Annotated in this window: 9 protein-coding genes; 4 read left to right on the top strand and 5 right to left on the bottom strand. The window is 70.9% G+C overall.

The annotated features are described in order from the left end of the window. Position 1: 1 nt before the first annotated feature. Genes H9624_RS15095 through H9624_RS15075 form a run of 5 tightly spaced genes read right to left on the bottom strand, consistent with a single transcriptional unit; the run spans position 2 to position 4,480 of the window. Positions 2–874 (bottom strand): TatD family hydrolase, encoded by an 873-nt coding sequence (locus tag H9624_RS15095; protein ID WP_251840727.1) that lies wholly within the window; start codon positions 872–874, stop codon positions 2–4. Between the two features lie 25 nt (positions 875–899). Continuing rightward, complete coding sequence (locus H9624_RS15090) at positions 900–1,580, bottom strand: EboA domain-containing protein (protein WP_251840726.1); 681 nt, start codon at positions 1,578–1,580, stop codon at positions 900–902. A 25-nt stretch (positions 1,581–1,605) separates the two neighbouring features. Next, complete coding sequence (locus H9624_RS15085) at positions 1,606–2,451, bottom strand: sugar phosphate isomerase/epimerase family protein (protein WP_251840725.1); 846 nt, start codon at positions 2,449–2,451, stop codon at positions 1,606–1,608. Beyond that, positions 2,448–3,314 carry an SCO3242 family prenyltransferase gene (locus tag H9624_RS15080; RefSeq protein ID WP_251840724.1) on the bottom strand — a complete coding sequence of 289 codons (867 nt, stop codon included), beginning with the start codon at positions 3,312–3,314 and terminating at the stop codon, positions 2,448–2,450. Before H9624_RS15080 ends, H9624_RS15085 begins: the two co-directional genes overlap by 4 nt. Beyond that, on the bottom strand, positions 3,311–4,480 hold the full coding sequence (locus H9624_RS15075) for an inositol-3-phosphate synthase (protein WP_251840723.1): 1,170 nt from the start codon (positions 4,478–4,480) through the stop codon (positions 3,311–3,313). Before H9624_RS15075 ends, H9624_RS15080 begins: the two co-directional genes overlap by 4 nt. A 202-nt stretch (positions 4,481–4,682) precedes the next feature. Between H9624_RS15075 and H9624_RS15070 the strand changes: the two genes are divergently transcribed. From H9624_RS15070 to H9624_RS15055, 4 genes are all read left to right on the top strand, one after another. After that, entirely contained in the window at positions 4,683–5,789 is a 1,107-nt protein-coding gene (locus H9624_RS15070) for a polyprenyl synthetase family protein (protein WP_251840722.1), read from the top strand. 354 nt (positions 5,790–6,143) lie between these two features. Next, positions 6,144–11,630, top strand: a complete 5,487-nt coding sequence (locus H9624_RS15065; RefSeq protein ID WP_251840721.1) for a TIM barrel protein — start codon at positions 6,144–6,146, stop codon at positions 11,628–11,630. A 244-nt stretch (positions 11,631–11,874) separates the two neighbouring features. Further along, positions 11,875–16,902 (top strand): ThuA domain-containing protein, encoded by a 5,028-nt coding sequence (locus H9624_RS15060; protein WP_251840720.1) that lies wholly within the window; start codon positions 11,875–11,877, stop codon positions 16,900–16,902. A 274-nt stretch (positions 16,903–17,176) separates the two neighbouring features. Further along, positions 17,177–22,173 (top strand): ThuA domain-containing protein (locus tag H9624_RS15055; RefSeq protein WP_286011295.1); only part of this gene is annotated, 4,997 nt, incomplete at its 3' end.

Below are 22,173 nucleotides of genomic sequence, written 5' to 3'. Positions count from 1 at the left end.
CTCAGGCCTCGGCGGTGGGGCGCTCACCGCGGAGGATGGAGTTGCCCTCGAAGGTGGCGGCGGTGGTGTCGGAGGTGTCGTAGCCGAGCATGAGGCGTCCGCTCTGCCCGAAGAACTCCACGGGGTTGCGCCACAGCACGCGGTCGACGTCGTCCTCGGTGAAGCCGGCGGCGAGCATCGCCTGCCCCGTCTTGTAGGTCTTGAGCGGGTCGCTGCGGCCCCAGTCGGCGGCGGAGTTGACCAGCACCCGCTCCAGCCCGCGCTCCTGGAGGATCGCGACCATGCGGTGCTCGTCCATCTTCGTGTCGGGGTAGACGGAGAAGCCCATCCACGCCCCGGCGTCGTCGACGATGTCGACGGTCGTCTCGTTGAGGTGGTCGACGACGATCATCCCCGGCGCGATGCCCACCTGGGCGACGAGGTCGAGGGTGCGCTGGGTCCCCACCGCCTTGTCGCGGTGCGGGGTGTGGACCATGGCGGGCAGGCCGTGCTCGCCGGCCAGCTCGAGCTGGCGGACGAAGACCTCCTCCTCGGCCTGCGTCATCGAGTCGAAGCCGACCTCGCCCACGGCGACGACGCCGTCCTTGGCGAGGTAGCGGGGCAGGAGGTCGAGGATGCCGCGGCAGCGGGGGTCGTTCGCCTCCTTGGGGTTGAGCGCGATGGTCGCGTGGTGCGCGATGCCGAACTGCGAGGCGCGGAAGCGCTCCCAGCCCACGAGGCTGTCGAAGTAGTCGACGAAGGACTCCACGCTCGTGCGCGGCTGCCCGAGCCAGAACGCCGGCTCGACCAGGGCCCGCACGCCGGCCGCGTGCATGGCCTCGTAGTCGTCCGTCGTGCGGGACGTCATGTGGATGTGCGGGTCGAAGATGCGCATGGAGGGCTCCTGGTCGAGGGGTGGGTCAGGCGGACGGGCGCAGCGCTGCCGCGACGTCGGGGAACTGGTCCAGGGCACCGGGCTCCTGGTCGAGGACGAGGTGGACGTCGTCGGGGACGCTGCGCCCGGCGGCGAGCCGCTCGTGGGCGTAGGCGGCCACCATGCGGGCGAGCTCGGGGTCGGTCCGCTCACCGAGACGGTCGACGGCGGTGAGCGGGACGCCCACGAAGAGGCACTTGAGCACGCCCTGGCGCCAGGTGGCGTCGTCGAGGTGGGCGCTGGCCCAGGGGCCCATGGCGGCCGCGACGATCCGGATGTCGTTGGTGCGCAGCGCGTCCTCGACGACCGGCTGCGCCTCGGGGCCGAGGAGGTCGAGGGCGCGGAGCACGGCGCGCTTCTCGTCGCCGTCGCCGTAGCGGTACAGGTCGCTGACCTCGCGCAGCAGGCGGGCGTCGTCGTCGACGGCCTCGGCGAGGGCGGCGAGGAGGACGCCGCGCACGGCGTCGTCGAGGGTCGGGCCGTGGATCCCGCTCGGGTCGTCGAGGTCGAGGGGGCCGCGCGCGACCTCGCGGGCGGCGGCGGGGAACAGGCGGGCGGCGGCGGAGGGGTCGGCGGCGATCTCCGCCGTCATCTGCGACAGCCGGCTCGCGGCGGCGGGGGAGAGGTCCGCGGCGATGGCGTCGCGCAGCTGCTGGGTGCGGCTCATGTCGGCTCCTGGGGACGGGCGGGGGTCAGGCCTGGGCGGCGTCGAGGGCGCTGCGCAGGACGGCGAGGGAGCGGGCCGCGACCGCGGGGGCGTCGTGGCTGTGGCGGGTGAGCTCGACGGAGACGAGGCCGTCGTAGCCGATGTCGAGCAGGGCGCGCAGGGCGGCGGGGACGTCAACCTCGCCCTCACCGAACTCGAGGTGCTCGTGGACCCCGCGCCGCATGTCCTCGATCTGGACGTGGGCGACGAGGTCCGCGTTCTCGCGGATGCAGTCGGCCGGGCTGGCCTCCTCGTTGACGACGGCGTGGCCGACGTCGACGGTCGCGACGAGGGCCGCGGGGTCACCGAGGCGGGTGCGCAGCTCGCGCACCCCGGAGAGGCGGTTGACGAACATCCCGGGCTCGGGCTCGAAGGCGAGGCGCACCCCGGCGCTCTCGGCGTGCTCGAGCACCGGCGCGAGACCCGCGACGAGCCGCTCCCAGGCGACGTCGTCGGAGGTCCCCGCCGGGAGCGTGCCCGACCACAGGTGGACGATGTCGGCGCCGATGTCGGCGGCGACGTCGACGGCCACCCGGATGAGCTGCGCCCGCTGCTCGGCACCCTCCTCGGAGACGAAGGTGGGCTCGTGCTTGCGCCACGGGTCCAGCACGTAGCGGGCCCCGGTCTCCACGGCGACCGCGAGGCCGTACCGCTCGAGCAGGGTCGCGGTCTGCGCGACCCGCGCGGCGAGGTCGGGAGCGAAGGGGTCCAGGTGCTGGTGGTCGAGGGTGAGGGCGACGCCCTCGTAGCCGAGCTCGGCCATGATCGCCAGCGCCTCGGGCAGGCGGTGGTCGGTGAAGCCGTTGGTGCCGTAGGACAGGCGCAGGCTCATGTCGGTGAGATTCCCTTCGCGGCGGCGCGGAGTGCGGGCCCGGCGGCCATGAGGCCGACGGCGGTCGCGACGGCGCCCCCACCCGCGACGAGCGCGGCCTGGAGGGGCACCATGCCCCGGATCCCGGTGCCGGTGGCCCGGCGGACGGTGACCGCGTCCGGGCTGGCGGCGGCGGCCGCCTGCGCCCGGCCCACGGTGAGCGCGTAGGTGCCGGCGAGCGCCGCCGACGCGAGCCGGCCGAGCGTCCCGGCCCGGCCCCGGCGCAGGCCGCCGCCGGCGACGGCAGCGGCGACCGCCGTCGTCGTCGCGAGGGCGCCGCGCGCGACGGCGGTGCTGGAGCCGTGGACCTCACCGCGGCTGAGGACCGTGACGGCGCAGGTGTGGGCACCGAGCGCGAGGGCGGCCGGGACCGCGCGTCGCGGCGCGGCCGACCCGCCGAGCACGACGTCGAGACTGCGGGCGGCGGCCATGACCACGGGGCCGAGCGGGGTCGGCTTGGCGAGCATGTCGTAGGCCCACACGGTCGCGGCGAGCGGGACGGCGACGGCGACGGCGCGGCGGCCGCCCAGGGCCGCCAGCCCGATCCCGGCAGCGGTGAGGCCACCGGCGACCCCGAGTGCCGTCGTCGGGCTCACCCGGCCGGAGGGGATGGGCCGCTCGGGCCGCTCGACGGCGTCGAGGTCCCGGTCGGCGTAGTCGTTGAGCGCCATACCGGCCCAGTACAGGCACGTGGAGGAGGCGGCCAGGCCGGCCGTGCGCCACCCGAGCGTGCCGGTGACGGCGGCGCCGGCGAGCGCGTCGCCCGGCACCGACAGCGCGGCCGGCAGGCGGACGAGCTCGGCGATGTCGCGTGCGCTGGTCACGCCGACGCGCCGAGGTTCTCGCACCACTGGGCGAGGGTGCGCCACTGCCCGGAGAGGGTGTGGTCGATGCCGCCGAGCGGGTCCTTGAAGAAGAAGGCGAGGGCGCCGACGACGCCGTTCTCCCCGCGCTCGTGGGCGCGGGCGGTGAGCCGGACGAGGTCGAGGACGAGCGGCGCGGCCAGGGCCGAGTCGCAGCCCTGCCAGGTGAACTGCATCGTCATCCGGGTGCCGAGGAAGCCCTCGAAGGAGATGTTGTCCCAGGCCGTCTTCCAGTCCCCGAGGTCCTCGACGTAGTCGATGTGCATGGGTCCCTCGACGTGGTAGCCGAGCATGGCGTCCAGGCCGGCGCCCTTCGTCGTCGTCTTGCTCACCGCGGCGCGCGGGTCGGCCAGCGTCTGGCCGTCACCGCCGCCGAGCATGTTGTAGGAGGCCCAGGAGCGGACCTTGAGCGCGCGGGTGCCGAACATCGGGGCGAGCGCCGACTTCACGAGCGTCTCGCCGGTCTTCCCGTCACGTCCGGCCCACGGCAGCGCCTGCTCCTTGGCGAGCTCGGTGAGCGCACCGAGCGTGGCACCCGGGCTGGGCGTGAAGGAGACGAGCGGGCACTCGGCGCGGAAGGCCGCGTACGCGTACAGCGAGCTCGTGGGCAGCGGCGCGTGGCCGGCGTCCAGGGCCTCCTCGAGCGCGGCGAGGCTGTCGAGCTCGGGCCGCTGCGTGGCCGGCGGCTCGGTGTTGGAGACGTCGACGACGATGACGCGGTCGAGGTCGTTGTCCTCGCGGAAGGCGCGGATGTCCTGCTCGACGGCCTGCGCGGACTCACGCTGGGTGCTCAGTCGGGGTGCGAGGCGGATGCGGGAGTCGGCGGCGGCGAGCTCGTCGGCCAGGGCCGTGACGAGCGCGGGCGGGAAGACGCCGGAGTCCGCGAGCACCTGCGCGCGGTGCGCGAGCGGCGTCTCGAGGATGTCGTGACCGCCGGTGATGAGACCCTCGAGGGGCGGGAGGCCGGCGACGGCGACCTCCGGCAGCTCGCTGACCAGGCCCGTGCGCGGGGCCAGCCCGGCCGCCATGGCCAGGGCGCCGATGGTGGCGGTGGTCGCGACCGAACCGCGAGCACCGACGAACCACACCCCGACCCGCTGGTCGTGGACGGCATTAGGCTGGGTCATCACATCACCTCGTTGTATGTGCTTCGGGTAACCGACTGTGGTTCCCAAACTCCGCAATGTTACGTAAGACAGTGTTGTCGACGCGAAACACGGCTTGACAAAAGACGTTAACACATCGTGCTCTTGTCCCAAGCCTACTCGTCGTCGCGGGCCTGACGAAGGCGTTGGCAAGCCCGTGCACGAGCTCGTGGAAGGAGACGGAGTGGACAGCACGCCCCTGCGCGCGGGCGCCGCGCGCCCCGCCGAGGCGGAGATCAGCGCCGTGCTCACCGGCCTCCTTACCGAGCTGCGGCCGGTCGCGGAGCGGCACGGGCCGCTCTACGGACGGCTCTGGGAGGAGCTCGGACGGGCCGCCGCCGGGGGCAAGCGCTTCCGCGGCCGGCTGGTCGTCGAGATGCACGACGCCCTCGGGGGGACGCGCCGCGCGGCCGCGGCGCAGGTGGGGGCCGCCTTCGAGCTCCTCCACGTGGGCTTCCTCGTCCACGACGACCTCATCGACCACGACACGATGCGCCGCGGCGAGCCCAACCTCGCTGCGCGGATGGCTGCTGCTGCGCGCACGGGCGGCGCCGGCGAGGCCGCCGCGCAGGAGCTCGCCGAGGGGGCTGCCGTGCTGGCGGGTGACCTGGCGATCTCCCTCGCGCACCGGCTGGTCGCCACGGTGGACGCCCCGCCGGACGTCCACGCCCGCCTCCAGCAGCTGCTGTGGGACACCGTCTTCGTCAGCGTCGCCGGGGAGCTCGGCGACGTGGCCGCGGCCCTCGGGCTGCAGGACGTCTCGCTGGCGGACGCGCTGCGCATCGCCGCCGAGAAGACCGCCCTGTACAGCTTCCAGGCCCCGCTGCGCGCTGGTGCCATCCTCGCCGGGGCGCCGCCGTCGCTGCGCGAGGAGGTGGAGGCCGTCGGCCTCGCGCTCGGCAAGGCCTTCCAGCTCGTCGACGACCTCCTCGGTGTCTTCGCGCCCGAGTCGGTGACGGGCAAGAGCGCCCTGTCCGACCTGCGGGAGGGCAAGGCGACGACGCTCGTGCTGCATGCCCGCACCCTGCCGGTGTGGTCGCGGATCGGGGCGGACGTCGGCCGGGCGGACCTCGACGAGGCGACCGCCGCCGTCATGCGCCGTGAGCTCGCGCTGTCCGAGGCGCCCGAGCGAGTGGCCGGCCAGGCCCTCGAGGAGCTTGCTGCCGTCGACCGTGTGCTCACCGGCTCCTCCCTGCTCTCGCCGGCGGCCGACGTCGTCGGTGCGGCTCGCGCCGTCGTCGCAAGGAGCCTGGACGACGCCCTCACCCACGTCCGCGCCGCTGCCACCTGACGCCCTCTTTGCTCGGGTATGCCGGGCTGCTGCCGCTTCAAGGGGCGCAGAAGATGCGGAGTTGCCCATCGTGCGGTAATGGAGCGCGGGCTGGAAAGTGACCGAACCTGTCTGTCCGGATGATGACTTTTGGTTTGACGCTTGCTAAACCCGGATCTATCGTGGGCCGGGTCGTGATCTGAAGCACGTAGGTGGGGGAGGGCGCCCCCGCGCACCACGAAGTGCGTATCGGCGCCGCTGCCGCCAGCCGGGCCGAGAGGCAGTTTGGCGGACCTCCCGCCAGTCATCGGGCCGGTCAGGTCCTCTCCGCGATCGGCGGTGGGGTCCTCCGCGTGCGCGACTCAAGGAGGAATCGTGGTCAGACGATCAACGGGACGCCGCTGGGCGACCCGAGGTGCGAGCGCGCTGCTGGCCAGCGCACTCGTGCTGCCGCTCGCGATGAGCGGTGCGCAAGCACAACCGCAGGCGCCGCAGGACGCCGCACCGGCCCAGGTCGCGGACGACCCGGCGCTGGACTGGGACAACTACGAGAAGGTCCTGCTCACCAAGAACACCGGTGAGCCGATCGACCTTGCCGTGCTGCCGGACGCGCGTGTGCTCCACACGGCGCGCAACGGCGTGGTCCGCCTGACGGACCCGACGACGGGCGCGACCACCCAGGTCGCCCAGCTCGACGTCTACGCCAACTCCGAGGACGGCCTCCAGGGCATCTCCCTGGACCCCGACTTCGAGGACAACGGCTGGGTCTACCTGGTCTACGCGCCCCGGGTCATGTCCGGGACCGCCGCGGACGGGACCCCCTACCCCGAGACCACCCCGTCCGGGAACGCGCCGAACAGTCTCCCCGAGGGCGCCGACCCCGACACGTACTGGGACCAGTGGCTCGGCTACAACCTGCTGTCGCGCTTCCAGTGGGACAGCGAGACGAACACGCTCGACCTGGACTCCGAGCAGGAGATCATCAAGGTCGACGCGCAGCGCGGTCAGTGCTGCCACGTCGGCGCCGACATGGCGTGGGACGCGGAGGGCAACCTCTTCCTGTCGACGGGTGACAACACCCCGGCCGGCACCCCGGGCGCGAACGGCTACACGCCGATCAACAACGCACCGGGGATGAACCCGGGCTTCGACGACCGACGCGGTGCGGGCAACTCCAACGACCTGCGCGGCGCGATCCTGCGGATCAACCCCAACGAGGAGATCGAGGACGGTGCGGAGCCCGGTCCGGGCACCACCTACACGATCCCCGAGGGCAACCTTTTCAACAACGACGAGTACGACCCTGACCTCGTCCGCGAGGAGATCTACGTCATGGGTCTGCGGAACCCCTTCCGCATCGACTACGACATCGAGTCCGGCGCGCTGGTCTGGGGCGACTACGGCCCCGACGCCGCCCAGGCCCAGGCCGACCGCGGCCCCATGGGCTACGTCGAGTGGCAGCTGACCACCGAGCCGATGAACGGCGGCTGGCCCTACTGCCACGGCCCCAACGACGGCGGCGCCTACAACGAGTGGGACTTCGAGAACAACGCCCCGGGCGAGAACGGCTTCTTCGACTGCGAGAACGGCCCGACGAACCGGTCCACCTTCAACACCGGCCTCGAGGTGCTGCCCCCGGTCACCGAGCCGCAGGTCTACTACGGCGACAACCCCGGCGACCAGCCCTGGGACGAGTTCGTCGAGTTCCGCACCGCCGGCGGCCAGGCCCCCATGGGTGGCCCGATCTACCGCTACGACGAGGAGCTGGACTCCCCGACGAAGTTCCCCCAGTACTGGGACGGCAAGCCGCTCATGGCCGAGTTCTCCCAGGACTACGTCGCCGCGATCACCATGGACGAGCTCTCGTCCGACGGTGTCGTCACGGCCGTGGAGAACTTCCTGCCCAACGCCCACCTGGAGACGGTGAACCAGCCCATCTGGGACAACGTCATGGACATGGAGTTCGGTCCGGACGGCTCGCTGTACGTGCTCGAGTACGGGGACGGCTTCTTCCGCCAGAACCCCGACGCCGGCCTGTACCGCGTCAACTACGTCGGCGAGGGCAACAAGACCCCGCAGGCGGCCTTCACCGCCACGCCCGCGTCCAGCAGCGAGGCCCCGCTCGAGGTCGTCTTCGACGCCTCGGCGTCCCGCGACCCGGAGGGCGAGGAGCTCACCTACGAGTGGGACTTCGACAACGACGGTGAGTTCGACGCCGAGGGCGTCGAGGTCACCCACACCTTCCCGGACCTCGGCCGCTACAACGTCGTCCTGCGCGTCACCGACCCGCAGGGCGCGATCGGCCTGGCCACCACGCCGATCACGGTCGGCAACACGGCACCCGAGATCACGCTCAGCGTGGACAACGGCGCCATCTTCAACTGGGGCGACCAGATCCCCGTCACCGTGTCCGTGAGCGACGCGGAGGACGGCGACGAGCCCGTCTGCAACCGGGTGAACTGGACCTTCGGTCTGGGCCACAACGAGCACGCGCACCCCGAGGTCTCCGGCCGCGGCTGCGAGTTCACGATCCCCACCAGCGAGGACGCCGTCGAGCACGGCGCGGGTGAGAAGCTCTACGGCACCCTCGTCGTCACGTACGCGGACAACCCCCAGGGTGACGTCCCCGCCATCACCGGCGAGGCCACCCTGGTCCTCAAGCCGGAGGTGCAGCAGGCCGAGTGGTTCGACGCGTCCGAGGGCATCACGGTCGTCGACGACGCCGAGGCCGCCGCCGGCGGCTACGTCGGTGAGTTCGACGAGGGTGACTCGATCACCTTCCGTCCGATGGCCATGACCCACGCCGCCACCGGCGACGTCATCGACACCGTGACCGCGCGCGGCGCGGGCGAGGGCACCGTCTCCCTCACCTGGGCCGGCGAGGACACGCCCTTCGCCGACATCGAGTTCACGGGCGGCGAGCCGGCCGAGCGCACGCTCACCGCCAGCTCCACCGTCGGTCAGTGGATGGCCGACCCGCTCGGCGCAGAGCTGCTCGGGGAGATCATCCCCGAGGACGTCGTCGACCAGATCAGCGACGTGCCGCTCGAGGACCTCGTCGAGCTGTCCGAGGGAGCTTTCTCGGCACACGCCCTGGCCGAGCTCGTCGAGGCCTACAACAACGCCCCCGCGGCCCCCGGTGACGGTGGCTGGCAGGACGTCGAGGTCCGCTTCACGAGCATCCCCGAGGGCTCGGGAGAGGTCGTCGTCACCAGCACCGGTGGCGTCGACCTCGACTACCTGGCCTTCACCGCCTCGGGCGAGGAGCCCCCGGCCGAGAACATCCGCATCCCCGCGGAGAAGGTCTCGATCGGCATGTTCTCCCTCATCCCGTGGGTCGGGACCGACGGCCTGCCGTCCGTGCTCACCCGTCTGGCGGAGATCGGCTTCGAGAACGTCGAGCCCTTCGGCAGCAACTTCAACGGCTACACGGCCGAGGAGTTCCGCGCGATGGTGGACGAGATCGGCCTCAATGTGCCGTCCTCGCACTACAACGTCGCTGAGAACACCTTCGACGAGACGCTCGCGTACGTCGACACCCTCGGTCAGGAGTACGTCGGCTCCGGTGGCTTCGCCGCCCCGGGCATCGGCTCCTACGAGGACACGCTGGCCACGGCCGCGACGATGAACCGTCTCGGCGAGCGGTCGGTCGAGGCCGGCATCGGCAAGTTCTTCGGCCACAACCACGACCGCGAGTTCACCACCGTCTACACGCACGAGGGTGAGGAGCTCTCCGCGTGGGAGATCCTTGTCCGCGAGACGAACCCGGAGTTCGTGACCTTCCAGCTCGACGTGGCCTGGGCTGCGCACGCCGGTGTGGACGTCCCTGCCCTCATCGAGGAGTACGGCGACCGCATCGAGCTGCTGCACGTCAAGGACGCCGTCAACGTGGCTGGCGAGGGTCGTCCGACCTTCACCAACCTCGGTGAGGGTGAGGTCCCGCTGCAGGAGATCCTGGCCGCGGCCGAGGAGCACGCGAACATCGCGCTCTACGTCCTGGAGTACGACCAGGCGCCGCTCGGTGAGACCTTCGCCGAGACCGGCTTCTCCTACCTCACCGGCGAGGAGCTCGCTCCGATCCGGGTGGAGACCGAGGACGTGTCGATCGGCATGTTCTCCCTCATCCCGTGGGTGAACGAGGCCGGACTGCCGTCGGTGCTCGCGCGGCTCGCTGAGATCGGCTTCGAGAACGTCGAGCCCTTCGGCAGCAACTTCAACGGGTACACCGCCGAGCAGTTCCGCGCGATGGTCGACGTCATCGGCCTGAACGTGCCGTCCTCGCACTACAACGTGGCGGAGGGCACCTTCGGGCAGACCCTGGAGTACATCTCGACCCTGGGCCAGGAGTACGCCGGTTCCGGCGGCTTCCCCCAGCCCGGGATCTCCTCCTACGGCAAGGTTCTCCAGACCGCCGACGCGATGAACCGGCTCGGCCGACTCTCGGTCGAGGCGGGCGTGGGCAAGCTCTTCGGGCACAACCACGCGACGGAGTTCACCACCGTGTACAACCACGGCGGTGAGGAGATGTCGGCGTGGGAGATCCTCGTCGACCTGACCGACCCCCAGTACGTCACCTTCCAGCTCGACGTGGCCTGGGCTGCGCACGCCGGTGTGGACGTCCCTGCTCTCATCGAGGAGTACGGCGACCGCATCGAGCTGCTGCACGTCAAGGACGCGACCGGGCTGGGTGGGGCGACCAACCCCACGTTCACCAACCTCGGTGAGGGTGACGTCCCGCTCCAGGACATCCTGCGCGCCGCCCGCGACCACGCGGACATCGCGCTGTACGTCCTCGAGTACGACGTCGCGCCGCTGGGTGAGAACTTCGCCGAGACGGGCTTCGAGTACCTCACCGGCCAGCCGGCCGGCGAGGAGGGCTCGCGCCCGGTCGAGGTGACCGCCGCCGCGGTGACCTTCACCGACGAGTACGGCACCGCCGCCGACACCTTCACGGTGCCGCGCTCCACCGGCGTCGTCTACCTCGTCGACGGTGAGGTCGTCGCGCCCGGGACGTACCCGGGCACCGGCACGGTGACCGTGACCGCACAGGCCGCGGAGGGCTTCGTGCTCGCCGGGGACGCCGAGTGGACCCACACCTTCTCGACGGCGGGCGCCCCGGCTCCCGACCGCCGGACGGCGGAGTTCCACCTGTCCAACACCTGGCGCGGGACCACCGACGTCCACTTCATGTACGGCCGCTGGGCCGACGAGGTGCTCATCGGTGACTGGAACGGCGACGGCAAGGACACGATCGCTGTCCGCAAGGGCAACGAGTTCCACGTCTCCAACAGCCAGCGCGGCGGGAACCCGGACTCCGTGTTCACCTACGGCCGGCCCGGTGACGTCATCCTCGTCGGTGACTGGGACGGCGACGGCCGCGACACCTTCGCCGTGCGCCGCGGGGCGGAGTACCACGTCAAGAACACCCTCCGGGGTGGACCTGCCGACGTGAGCTTCACCTACGGCCGTGCGGACGACCAGGTGCTCGTCGGCGACTGGGACGGCAACGGCAACGACACCCTCGCCATCCGCCGTGGCGCGGCCTACTACGTGAAGAACTCGGTCATCGGCGGCGACGCCGACGTGGTCTTCACCTACGGCCGCCCCTCGGACGTCACCCTCGCCGGTGACTGGGACGGCGACGGCGTCGACACCTTCGCCCTCCAGCGCGGTCGCACGTACCACGTGACCAACTCCCTGCGTGGCGGGGACGCGGACCGCGTGCTCACCTTCGGCCGCCTCGGCGACGAGGTGTACGTCGGTGACTGGAACGGCGACGGGACCGACACCCTCGGCATCCGCCGCCCGGTCGGTGGTGCCGCCAGCGCGAAGGGCATCACCTCCTTCGCCAAGGTGAGCTGACCCGAACCACCCGCTCGAACAGGGGCCCCTAGCCAGTCGGCTGGGGGCCCCTGCGCGTTGCGGTGTCTTGACACTCCTCATACGCTCGAACCGCAAAGTGACGTAGCACACACTGTCGGTGTGCTCGGTGGGGGTCGCTGAGTTCTGTGCAGGCGCAGGGGGCGACGCCCGGCCGGACGATGTCCGGCCGCACCAGCCGCGCCCCGGCGCGGCCGCACGTGAACGCGACTCCAAGGAGATTGCCGTGGTCAACCGACCAACAGGCTCCCGAGGGTGGGCCCGCGCCGCGGGCGCCGTCCTCGCCAGCACGCTCGTCCTCCCGCTCGCTGTCAGTGGTGCCAGCGCAGACGTCGAACCACCACCGGACGACAGCGAGTTCAGCGCGCTGGTGTTCAGCAAGACGGCCGGCTTCCGGCACGGGTCCATCGAGGAGGGCGTCGCCGCGATCCAGCAGCTCGGCGCCGACAACGGCTTCACGGTTGAGCACACCGAGGACGCCGCCGACTTCACCGAGGAGAACCTCGCCGACTACGACGTCGTCGTCTGGCTCTCCACCACGGGTGACGTGCTGGACGACGCGCAGCAGGCTGCTTTCGAGCAGTACATCCAGGGCGGCGGCGGCTACGCCGGCATCCACGCCGCGAGCGACACCGAGTACGACTGGGCCTGGTACGGAGAGCTCGTCGGGGCCTACTTCGCCGGCCACCCCCCGGGCACCCCGGACGGCACCGTCGACGTCGCCGACCGCGTGCACCCCTCCACCGCGCACCTGCCGTTCGAGTGGGACCGGACGGACGAGTGGTACAGCTACGAGCCGAACGTGCGCGGCGAGGTCCACGTCCTCGCGACGCTCGACGAGACGAGCTACGAGCCCGGTGACCTCGCCATGGGCTCGGACCACCCGATCGCCTGGTGCCACGACTACGACGGCGGCCGGTCCTGGTACACCGGCGGCGGCCACACCGAGGCCTCCTTCGCCGAGCCCGCGTTCCTCGAGCACATCCTCGGGGGCATCCGGACGGCGGCGGGCGTCGAGGACGCCAACTGCGCCGCGACCGTCGCGAGCTCCTACCAGAAGGTCACCCTCGTCCAGGGCGAGGAGAACGTCGGGGAGCCGATGGCCCTGGCGGTGCTGCCGAACGGCGACGTGCTCCACACCGCCCGTGACGGCCGGATCTTCTACACCAACGGCGACGGCGGTACGCGCCTCGCTGCCACCGTGCCCGTGTACTCGCACGACGAGGACGGCATGCAGGGCATCGCGATCGACCCCGACTTCGAGGAGAACCGGTGGGTCTACGCCTACTACGCCCCACCCGTCGACACCCCGCCGGGTGACGCCCCCGAGTGGGGCACCGCCGAGGAGATCGCGGCCTTCGACGGCTACAACCGGCTCTCCCGCTTCCAGCTGACGGAGGAGGGCGTGCTCGACCTCGAGTCGGAGGAGGAGATCCTCCGGGTCGAGGCGTCCCGCGGCACCTGCTGCCACGCGGGCGGCGAGATCGACTTCGACGCCGAGGGCAACCTCTACCTGTCCACCGGTGACGACACCAACCCCTTCGCCTCCGAGGGCTACACGCCCATCGACGAGCGGGAGGGCCGCAACCCCGCGTGGGACGCCCAGCGCTCCTCGGCGAACACCAACGACCTGCGCGGCAAGCTGCTGCGGGTGAACGTCCTCGACGAGATCCCCGAGGGTGCCGAGCCAGGCCCGGGCAGCACCTACGAGATCCCCGAGGGGAACCTCTTCGCGCCCGGCACGGAGCTGACGCGGCCGGAGATCTACGGGATGGGCTTCCGCAACCCCTTCCGCTTCGCCGTCGACAAGGAGACCGGCTGGGTCCACCTCGGTGACTACGGGCCGGACGCTGGTGCGGCGAACCCGAACCGCGGCCCCGGTGGCCAGGTCGAGTTCAACCTCATCAAGGAGCCCGGCAACTACGGCTGGCCGTACTGCCACGGCGACAACGACGCCTACATCGACTACGAGTTCCCGCCGCAGGGCGAGCCCGCCGGCTCGGGAGAGTCCGGGGAGGCCTTCGACTGCGACAACCCCGTCAACGAGAGCCCCAACAACACCGGCCTCACCGAGCTCCCGCCCGTGATCCCGGCATGGCTGCCCTACGACGGTGGCTCCGTCCCGGACCTCGGCAACGGCAGCGAGTCGCCCATGGGCGGCCCGACCTACCACTACGACCCCGAGCTCGACTCCGACCGCAAGTGGCCGGAGTACTGGGACGGCAAGACGCTCAACTACGAGTGGGGCCGTGACTGGATCCGCGAGTTCGTCATCGACGACGACGGTGGGCTCGTCGACATCGTCCCGTCCCTCGACTGGCTCGAGCCGTCCACGCCGATGGCCGTCGAGTTCGGACCCGACGGTGCGCTGTACGTCCTCGACTACGGCAGCGGCGGGTTCTTCTCCGGCGCGTGGGACTCCGCGGTGTACCGCGTGGACTACGTGGCCGACAGCCCCAACCCGGTCGCCCGCATCACGACGTCGACGAACAACGGGCAGCCCCCGCTGACCGTCGAGTTCGACGGGTCCGGCTCCACCGACCCGCAGGAGATGCCGCTGTCCTACGCGTGGGACTTCGACAACGACGGCGAGATCGACTCGACCGAGCCGACGGCCAGCTTCACCTACGAGACGGCGGGCGTCTTCATCGCGCGGCTCACGGTGAGCGCCGGCGAGGGTGAGGAGCTCCGCACCGGGACGATCACGACGAACGTCATCGTCGGCAACACCGCGCCCGAGGTCACCCTCGAGCTGCCGGTCGACGGCGGCATCTTCAGCTTCGGGGACGAGGTGCCCTTCCGGGTGACCGTCACCGACCCCGAGGACGGCGAGATCGACTGCTCCCGCGTCCGGGTCGAGTACATCCTCGGCCACGACGAGCACGGCCACCCGCTGAGCTCGGCGACCGGCTGCGAGGGCACCATCACGACGCCGCGCGACGAGGGGCACGGCCTGGACGCCAACGTCTTCGGCGTCATCAACGCCTCCTACACCGACCTCGGTGCCGAGGGCCTGCCGGCCCTGTCGGCCGACGACGAGGCCATGCTGCGGCTGCGCCACCAGCAGGCCGAGTTCTTCACCGAGAGCGAGGGGGGCGAGGTCGTCGACCGCGAGGGCGCCAATGGCGGCAGCGCGGCGGGCGAGCTCGGCGACGGCGACTGGATCTCCTTCGCGCCGATGGACCTCACGAACATCGACGAGGTCTCGCTGCGCTACACCTCGACGGGCGACGGCACCGTGGAGCTGCGCAAGGGGGCTGTCGACGGCGAGCTCATGGCGACCGTCGAGCTCGGGACGACCGACGGGTGGACGGACTCCGCCACCGCTGACGTCACCCCGGTCGGAGGACCGGACCCGGTGTACTTCGTCGTCACCGGCGACGCGGCGGTGGAGATCGACGAGATCCACTTCCACGGCCAGGGCATGTCCGCCGAGGATCCCGACCCCGGAATGGTCGAGATCCCCGTGGACAGGGTCTCGGTCCAGATGTTCTCCCTCATCCCGTGGGTGAACGAGGCCGGGCTGCCGTCCGTCCTCGCGCGCCTCGCGGAGATCGGGCTGGAGAACATCGAGCCGTACGGCGGGAACTTCGCGGGCTACACCGCCGAGGAGTTCCGTGCGATGACCGACCTCGTCGGGCTCGACGTGCCCTCGTCGCACTACAACACCGACGTCGCCACCTTCCCCCAGACCCTCGAGTACGTCGAGACGCTGGGCCAGGAGTACGTCGGCTCCGGTGGCTTCGCGGCACCGGGGATCAGCAGCTACGGTCGCGTGCTGGAGACGGCACGGACGATGAACCTGCTGGGCCGCGCCTCGGTCGAGGCCGACATCGGCAAGTTCTTCGGCCACAACCACGCGACGGAGTTCACCACCGTGTACGAGCACGGCGGTGAGGAGATGTCGGCGTGGGAGATCCTCGTGGAGGAGACCGACCCCCGGTACGTCACCTTCCAGCTGGACGTGGCCTGGGCGACGCACGCCGGCGTGGACGTCCCTGCTCTCATCGAGGAGTACGGCGACCGCATCGAGCTGCTCCACATCAAGGACGCGACGGGTCTCGGTGAGGAGGACGGTCCGAACTTCACCAACCTCGGGGAGGGGGACGTCCCGCTGCAGGACATCCTGGCCGCCGCGGAGGAGCACGCCGAGATCGCGTACTACGTCATGGAGTACGACGTCGCCCCGGAGGGCGAGGAGTTCGTCGAGACGGGCTTCGAGTACCTCACCGGGCTGGATGCCGGTGAGGAGGGCTCGCGGCCGGTCGAGGTGACGCCGGCGCCGGTGACCTTCACCGACGAGTACGGCACCGCCGACGACACCTTCACGGTGCCGCGCTCCACGGGCGTCGTCTACCTCGTCGACGGTGAGGTCGTGGCGCCGGGAACCTACCCGGGTGCGGGCACCGTGACCGTGACCGCACAGGCCGCGGAGGGCTTCGTGCTCGCCGACGGCGCCGCCACCGAGTGGACCCACACCTTCTCGACGGCGGGTCCTCCGGCTCCCGACCGCCGGACGGCGGAGTTCCACCTGTCGAACTCGTGGCGCGGGACCACCGACGTCCACTTCATGTACGGCCGCATGGCCGACGAGGTGTTCATCGGTGACTGGGACGGGGACGGGGAGGACACCATCGCGGTGCGCCGCGGGAACGTGTTCCACGTGTCCAACGCCCAGCGCGGCGGGGACGCCGACGCCGTGTTCACCTACGGCCGGCCCGGTGACGTCATCCTCGCGGGTGACTGGGACGGCGACGGCCGCGACACCTTCGCCGTGCGCCGCGGGGCGGAGTACCACGTGAAGAACACCCTCCGGGGTGGACCTGCCGACGTGGCCTTCACCTACGGCCGTGCGGACGACCAGGTGCTCGTCGGCGACTGGGACGGCAACGGCAACGACACCCTCGCCATCCGCCGTGGCGCGGCCTACTACGTGAAGAACTCGGTCATCGGCGGCGACGCCGACGTGGTCTTCACCTACGGCCGGGCAGCGGACGTCACCCTCGCCGGTGACTGGGACGGTGACGGCGTCGACACCTTCGCCATCCAGCGCGGTCGGGTCTTCCACGTCAACAACTCCCTGCGTGGCGGGGACGCGGACCGCGTGCTGACCTTCGGCCGCCTCGGTGACGAGGTGTACGTCGGTGACTGGAACGGTGACGGGACCGACACCCTCGGGATCCGTCGCCCGGTCGGTGGTGCCGCCAGCACCGCCGCCAAGGGCATCGGCTCCGTGAGCAAGGCGATCAGCTGACCTGACAGCCGACGAGCAGGGCCCCGCCGCCGCCGGCGGCGGGGCCCTGTCTCGTGTCCGGCCTCGTGCCACACGTGCGAGGTTGCACACCAATCGCCAGTGCGAAGGTGGCAACTTTTGATTGACGGTAGGCAAAACTCACCTTAGGCTGGGACCGCCTGTGATCTGTCACACACGGCGCAGCGCCCGGCACAGACGCCGGGACACTGCGCGGCACCGGCCGAGAGGCCGAGACCTGTACACGATTCGAGGAGGAAACGTGACCAGACGACCGATGGGCGGGCGGTGGTGGGCCCGAGGCGCGAGCACGGTGCTCGCCAGTGCCCTGGTACTCCCGCTCGCAGTGAGCGGGGCCAGCGCCGATGTCGAACCGCCACCGGCGGACGACGCCGAGTTCAGTGCACTCGTCTTCTCCAAGACCGAGGGCTGGCGGCACGACTCCATCCCGGCGGGCATCGCCGCGATCCAGCAGCTCGGTGAGGAGAACAACTTCTCGGTGGACGCCACCGAGGACGCCACCGACTTCACCGCCGAGAACCTCGCCCAGTACGACGTCGTCGTCTGGCTGTCCACCACCGGTGACGTGCTCAACGACGAGCAGCAGTCCGCCTTCGAGGCGTACATCCAGGACGGCGGCGGCTACGCCGGTATCCACGCGGCGAGCGACACCGAGTACGAGTGGCCCTGGTACGGCGAGCTCGTCGGCGCCTACTTCGCCAGCCACCCGCCCGGGACCCCGAACGCGGACGTCGCCGTCGTCGACCAGGTCCACCCGTCCACGGCGCACCTGCCGATGACGTGGAACCGCGACGACGAGTGGTACAACTACCGCGACAACCCGCGCGGTGACGTGCACGTCCTCGCGACGCTCGACGAGACCACCTACGCCCCCGGCAACAACGCCATGGGCACCGACCACCCGATCGCGTGGTGCCACAACTACGACGGCGGGCGCTCCTGGTACACCGGTGGCGGCCACACCATCGCGTCGTTCAGCGACTCGGCCTTCGTCGAGCACATCCACCAGGGCATCCGGACTGCGGCCGGCGTCGAGGACGCGGACTGCACCGCCACCGTGGAGAGCTCCTTCGAGCAGGTGACGCTCGCCCGGGGCGGTGCGACGATCGGTGAGCCGATCGCGCTGGCCGTCCTGCCGAACGGGGACGTGCTCCACACGGCTCGCGACGGCCGGGTCTTCTACACGACGGCGGACGCCTCCACCCGCACCGCCGCGACGATCCCCGTCTACAACCACGACGAGGACGGCCTGCAGGGCATCGCGATCGACCCGGACTTCGAGGAGAACCGGTGGGTGTACATCTACTACGCGCCCCCGCTCGACACGCCGCCGGGTGACGCGCCGGAGGACGGCACCGCCGAGCAGTTCGCTGCCTTCGAGGGGTACAACAGCCTCTCCCGCTTCCAGCTGAGCGAGGACGGGGTCCTCGACCTCGCCTCGGAGCAGGAGATCATCCGGGTCGAGGCCGACCGCGGAATCTGCTGCCACGCCGGCGGCGAGATCGACTTCGACGCCGACGGCAACCTCTACCTCTCGACCGGCGACGACAGCAACCCCTTCGCCTCCGACGGCTACTCGCCGCTGGACGAGCGGGCCACCCGCAACCCGGCCTTCGACGCACGCCGCACCTCGGGCAACACCAACGACCTGCGCGGCAAGCTCATCCGGATCGACGTCCTGGACGAGATCGCCGAGGACGCCGAGCCGGGACCGGGCAGCACGTACACCATCCCGAGCGGCAACCTCTTCGACGCCGACGAGTACACCGGGGACAACGCGGACCTCGTGCGCGAGGAGATCTACGCGATGGGCTTCCGCAACCCCTTCCGCTTCGCCGTCGACAGGGAGACCGGCTGGGTCCACCTCGGTGACTACGGGCCGGACGCCGGTGCGGCGAACCCGAACCGCGGCCCTGGCGGGCAGGTCGAGTTCAACCTCATCAAGGAGCCCGGCAACTTCGGCTGGCCCTTCTGCCACGGCGCGAACGACGCGTACAACGACTACGACTTCGCCACCGGCACCTCCGGCCCGAAGTTCGACTGCGAGAACCTCGTCAACGACAGCCCGCACAACACCGGGCTGGCCGAGCTCCCGCCGGCCGTGCCGGCGTGGCTGCCCTACGACGGCAACTCCCAGCCGCAGCTCGGCAGCGGCAGCGAGTCACCCATGGGTGGCCCGACCTACAACTACGACCCGGAGCTGGACTCGGACACGAAGTGGCCCGAGTACTACGACGGGAAGACCTTCAACTACGAGTGGGGCCGCGGCTGGATCCGTGAGTTCGTCATCGACGACGAGGGTGGGCTCGTCGACGTCGTCCCGTCCTTCGACTGGCTCGAGCTCTCGTGGCCGATGAACGTCGAGTTCGGTCCCGACGGTGCCCTGTACGTCCTCGACTACGGGCAGAGCTGGTTCGGTGGGGACCAGTTCTCGGCGCTCTACCGCATCGACTACGTCGGCTCGCTCAACCCGGTCGCGCGCATCGAGACCTCGGCCACCAACGGCGCCCTGCCGCTGACCGTCGAGCTCGACGCCTCGAGCTCGGTCGACCCGGAGGGATCGGACCTCACCTTCGAGTGGGACTTCGAGAACGACGGCGAGATCGACGCGACGGGCGTGACGGCCTCCCACACGTTCACCGAGGCCGGCGTGCACACCGTGCGCCTCAACGCGGTGAGCGAGGACGGCCGGGTGGGGACGGCGACCGTGAACATCACGGCGGGCAACACCGCACCGGTCGTCGAGCTGGAGATCCCCGAGGACGGCTCGATCTTCTACTTCGGTGACACGGTGCCCTTCAAGGTCAACGTCACCGACGTGGAGGACGGTGACATCGACTGTGACGACATCATCGTCGAGTACATCCTCGGCCACGACGCCCACGGCCACCCGCTCTCGCGGACCACGGGCTGTGAGGGGACGATCGCGACGGCGGCGGACGAGGGCCACGGCCTGGACGCCAACGTCTTCGGCATCATCAACGCCCGCTACGCCGACCAGGGCGGTGCCGGCGGTGTCCCCAGCCTCACCGGTGACGACGAGGCGATGCTGCGGCTGCGCCAGCAGCAGGCGGAGTTCTACGACGACGCCTCCGGCGTCAACGTCTTCGCGAAGGCGGGCGCCGCTGGTGGCCGCCAGGTCGGTGACATCCACGACGGTGACTGGATCTCCTTCGACCCGGTCAACTTCGCGGGCATCGACGGCATCTCCTTCCGGTACACCTCCGGCGGCGCCGGAGGCACGCTCGAGGTCCGGCAGGGGGCCGTCGACGGCCACCTCGTCGCCTCGGTCGAGCTCGGCAGCACGGGCAGCTGGGAGACCTGGGACGTGAGCGACGTCGTCGAGGTCGACGCGGAGCCGGGCAGCGGCCCGATGTTCCTCGTCTTCACCGGCGACACGGAGGAGGCGCTCTTCGACGTCGACGAGATCCGCTTCTCCGGCCGCGGAGCGGCGGACAACGTCGCACCGACGGTCGAGGTCGCGGCCACCCCGACCTCCGGGGAGGCACCGCTCGAGGTGACCTTCACGGCCACCGCCACCGACGCCGACGGCGACGACGTCACGCTCACGTGGGACTTCGGCGACGGAGGCACGGGTGAGGGCGCCGAGGTGACCCACACCTACACGGAGGCCGGCACCTACACCGCGACGGTCACCGCGACCGACGAGGGTGGCGCTGCGGGCACCGCGACGGTCACCGTGACCGTCGGTGCTCCGCCGGCACAGTGCGTCGACGAGTGGACCGACGACTTCGACGGCGACACGCTCGACGCCGAGTCGTGGAGCGTGGTCCGCAGGGACCACAACCTGCGGGTGAGCGACGGCAGCCTCATCATGCCGACGTCCGGCACGGACATCTACGGCACGGACAACAGCGGCTCGCCCAACCTCGTCCTGCGGGACCTGCCGGGCGGCCCGTTCACGGTGACCACCAAGGTGACCATGGAGGGCACCGGCGCCTACCAGCAGGCCGGGCTGCTCATCTACGGCGACGACGACAACTACGCCAAGATGGTGCTCCAGGAGCGCAGCGACAACCGGGCCGAGCGGGTGTACCAGTTCATCCGCGAGGAGGCCGGGCAGCCCAACGAGGTCGGGGCGTCCAACAGCCCCGCTCTCGGTGCGGACTACCCGAGCACCGGGTGGGTGCGCTTCACGAGCGACGGGGAGGACCTCACCGCGTCCCACAGCGCGGACGGGGTCACCTTCACCGAGATGTCGGAGACGAAGTCGCTCGCGGGCATCGAGAACCCGCGGGTCGGCGTCTTCGCCGTCCAGGGTGCGGGCCGGCCGCAGGCGCCGGTCGACGCCGCGTTCGACTTCGTGTCGATCGCGTCGGTCGACTCCTCCGCGGACGTCGACCCGAGCGACGAGTTCAGCGGCAGTGCGCTCGACGAGTGCCGCTGGGAGGTCGTGCGCCCCGACCCGGAGCACCTGCGGGTCGTGGACGGTCACCTCGAGCTGGACGCCACCGCCGGTGACATCTACGGCGGTGACAACCAGACGCCGGCGAACTTCGTGGTCCAGGACCTCGGCGACGAGGACTGGACGGTGGAGACGGTGGTCGACACCTCCGACACCACCCGCCAGTACGAGCAGGGCGGTCTCATCGCGTACGTCGACGACGACAACTACGTCAAGCTCGACGTGCTCACCACCAACACCGCCGGCGCAGCCGTGACGCGGCTGGTGGAGATCCGCAGCGAGGTCGGCAGCACGGTCCAGAACCCGCAGCCGAACTCGCCGGCGATCACCGCGACGACGGTGCACCTGCGGCTCGCCAGGACGGGGGACACCTTCACCGGGTCCTACTCCGTCGACGGCGGCGAGACGTGGACCGACCTGCCGTCGGTCGCCAACGCCGGCGTCGCGGCAGACGGGCGCGTGGGTCTCTTCGCGCTCGGTGCTGCCTCGCAGGAGGAGCCGACACTCCGCTTCGACCACTTCCGGGTCCTCGGTGACGAGCCCGACCCGGACCCGGTGCTCGTGCCGGTGGAGAAGGTGTCGATCGGTCTGTACTCCCTCATCCCGTGGGTGAACGCCGAGGGGCAGCAGACGGTGCTTGCGCGGTTGGCGGAGATCGGGCTGGAGAACATCGAGCCCTACGGCGGCAACCTCGCTCCGTACACGGCGGAGCAGGTGCGGGCGATGGCCGAGGAGATCGGTCTGGAGATTCCGTCCTCGCACTTCGACGTGGGTGAGGCGGGCTTCGACGAGACGCTCGAGTACGTCGAGACGATCGGTCAGGAGTA

The organism is Oceanitalea stevensii (assembly GCF_014837105.1).
GTDB classification, from domain to species: Bacteria; Actinomycetota; Actinomycetes; order Actinomycetales; family Actinomycetaceae; genus Oceanitalea; species Oceanitalea stevensii.
This window is presented reverse-complemented; position numbering and strand designations above follow the sequence as displayed.

Bases quoted from the DNA above. Each gene is read 5' to 3' on its own strand.
- H9624_RS15075 (WP_251840723.1), bottom strand. From the start codon at position 4,480: ATGACCCAGCCTAATGCCGTCCACGACCAGCGGGTCGGGGTGTGGTTC.
- H9624_RS15090 (WP_251840726.1), bottom strand. From the start codon at position 1,580: ATGAGCCGCACCCAGCAGCTGCGCGACGCCATCGCCGCGGACCTCTCC.
- H9624_RS15095 (WP_251840727.1), bottom strand. From the start codon at position 874: ATGCGCATCTTCGACCCGCACATCCACATGACGTCCCGCACGACGGAC.
- H9624_RS15085 (WP_251840725.1), bottom strand. From the start codon at position 2,451: ATGAGCCTGCGCCTGTCCTACGGCACCAACGGCTTCACCGACCACCGC.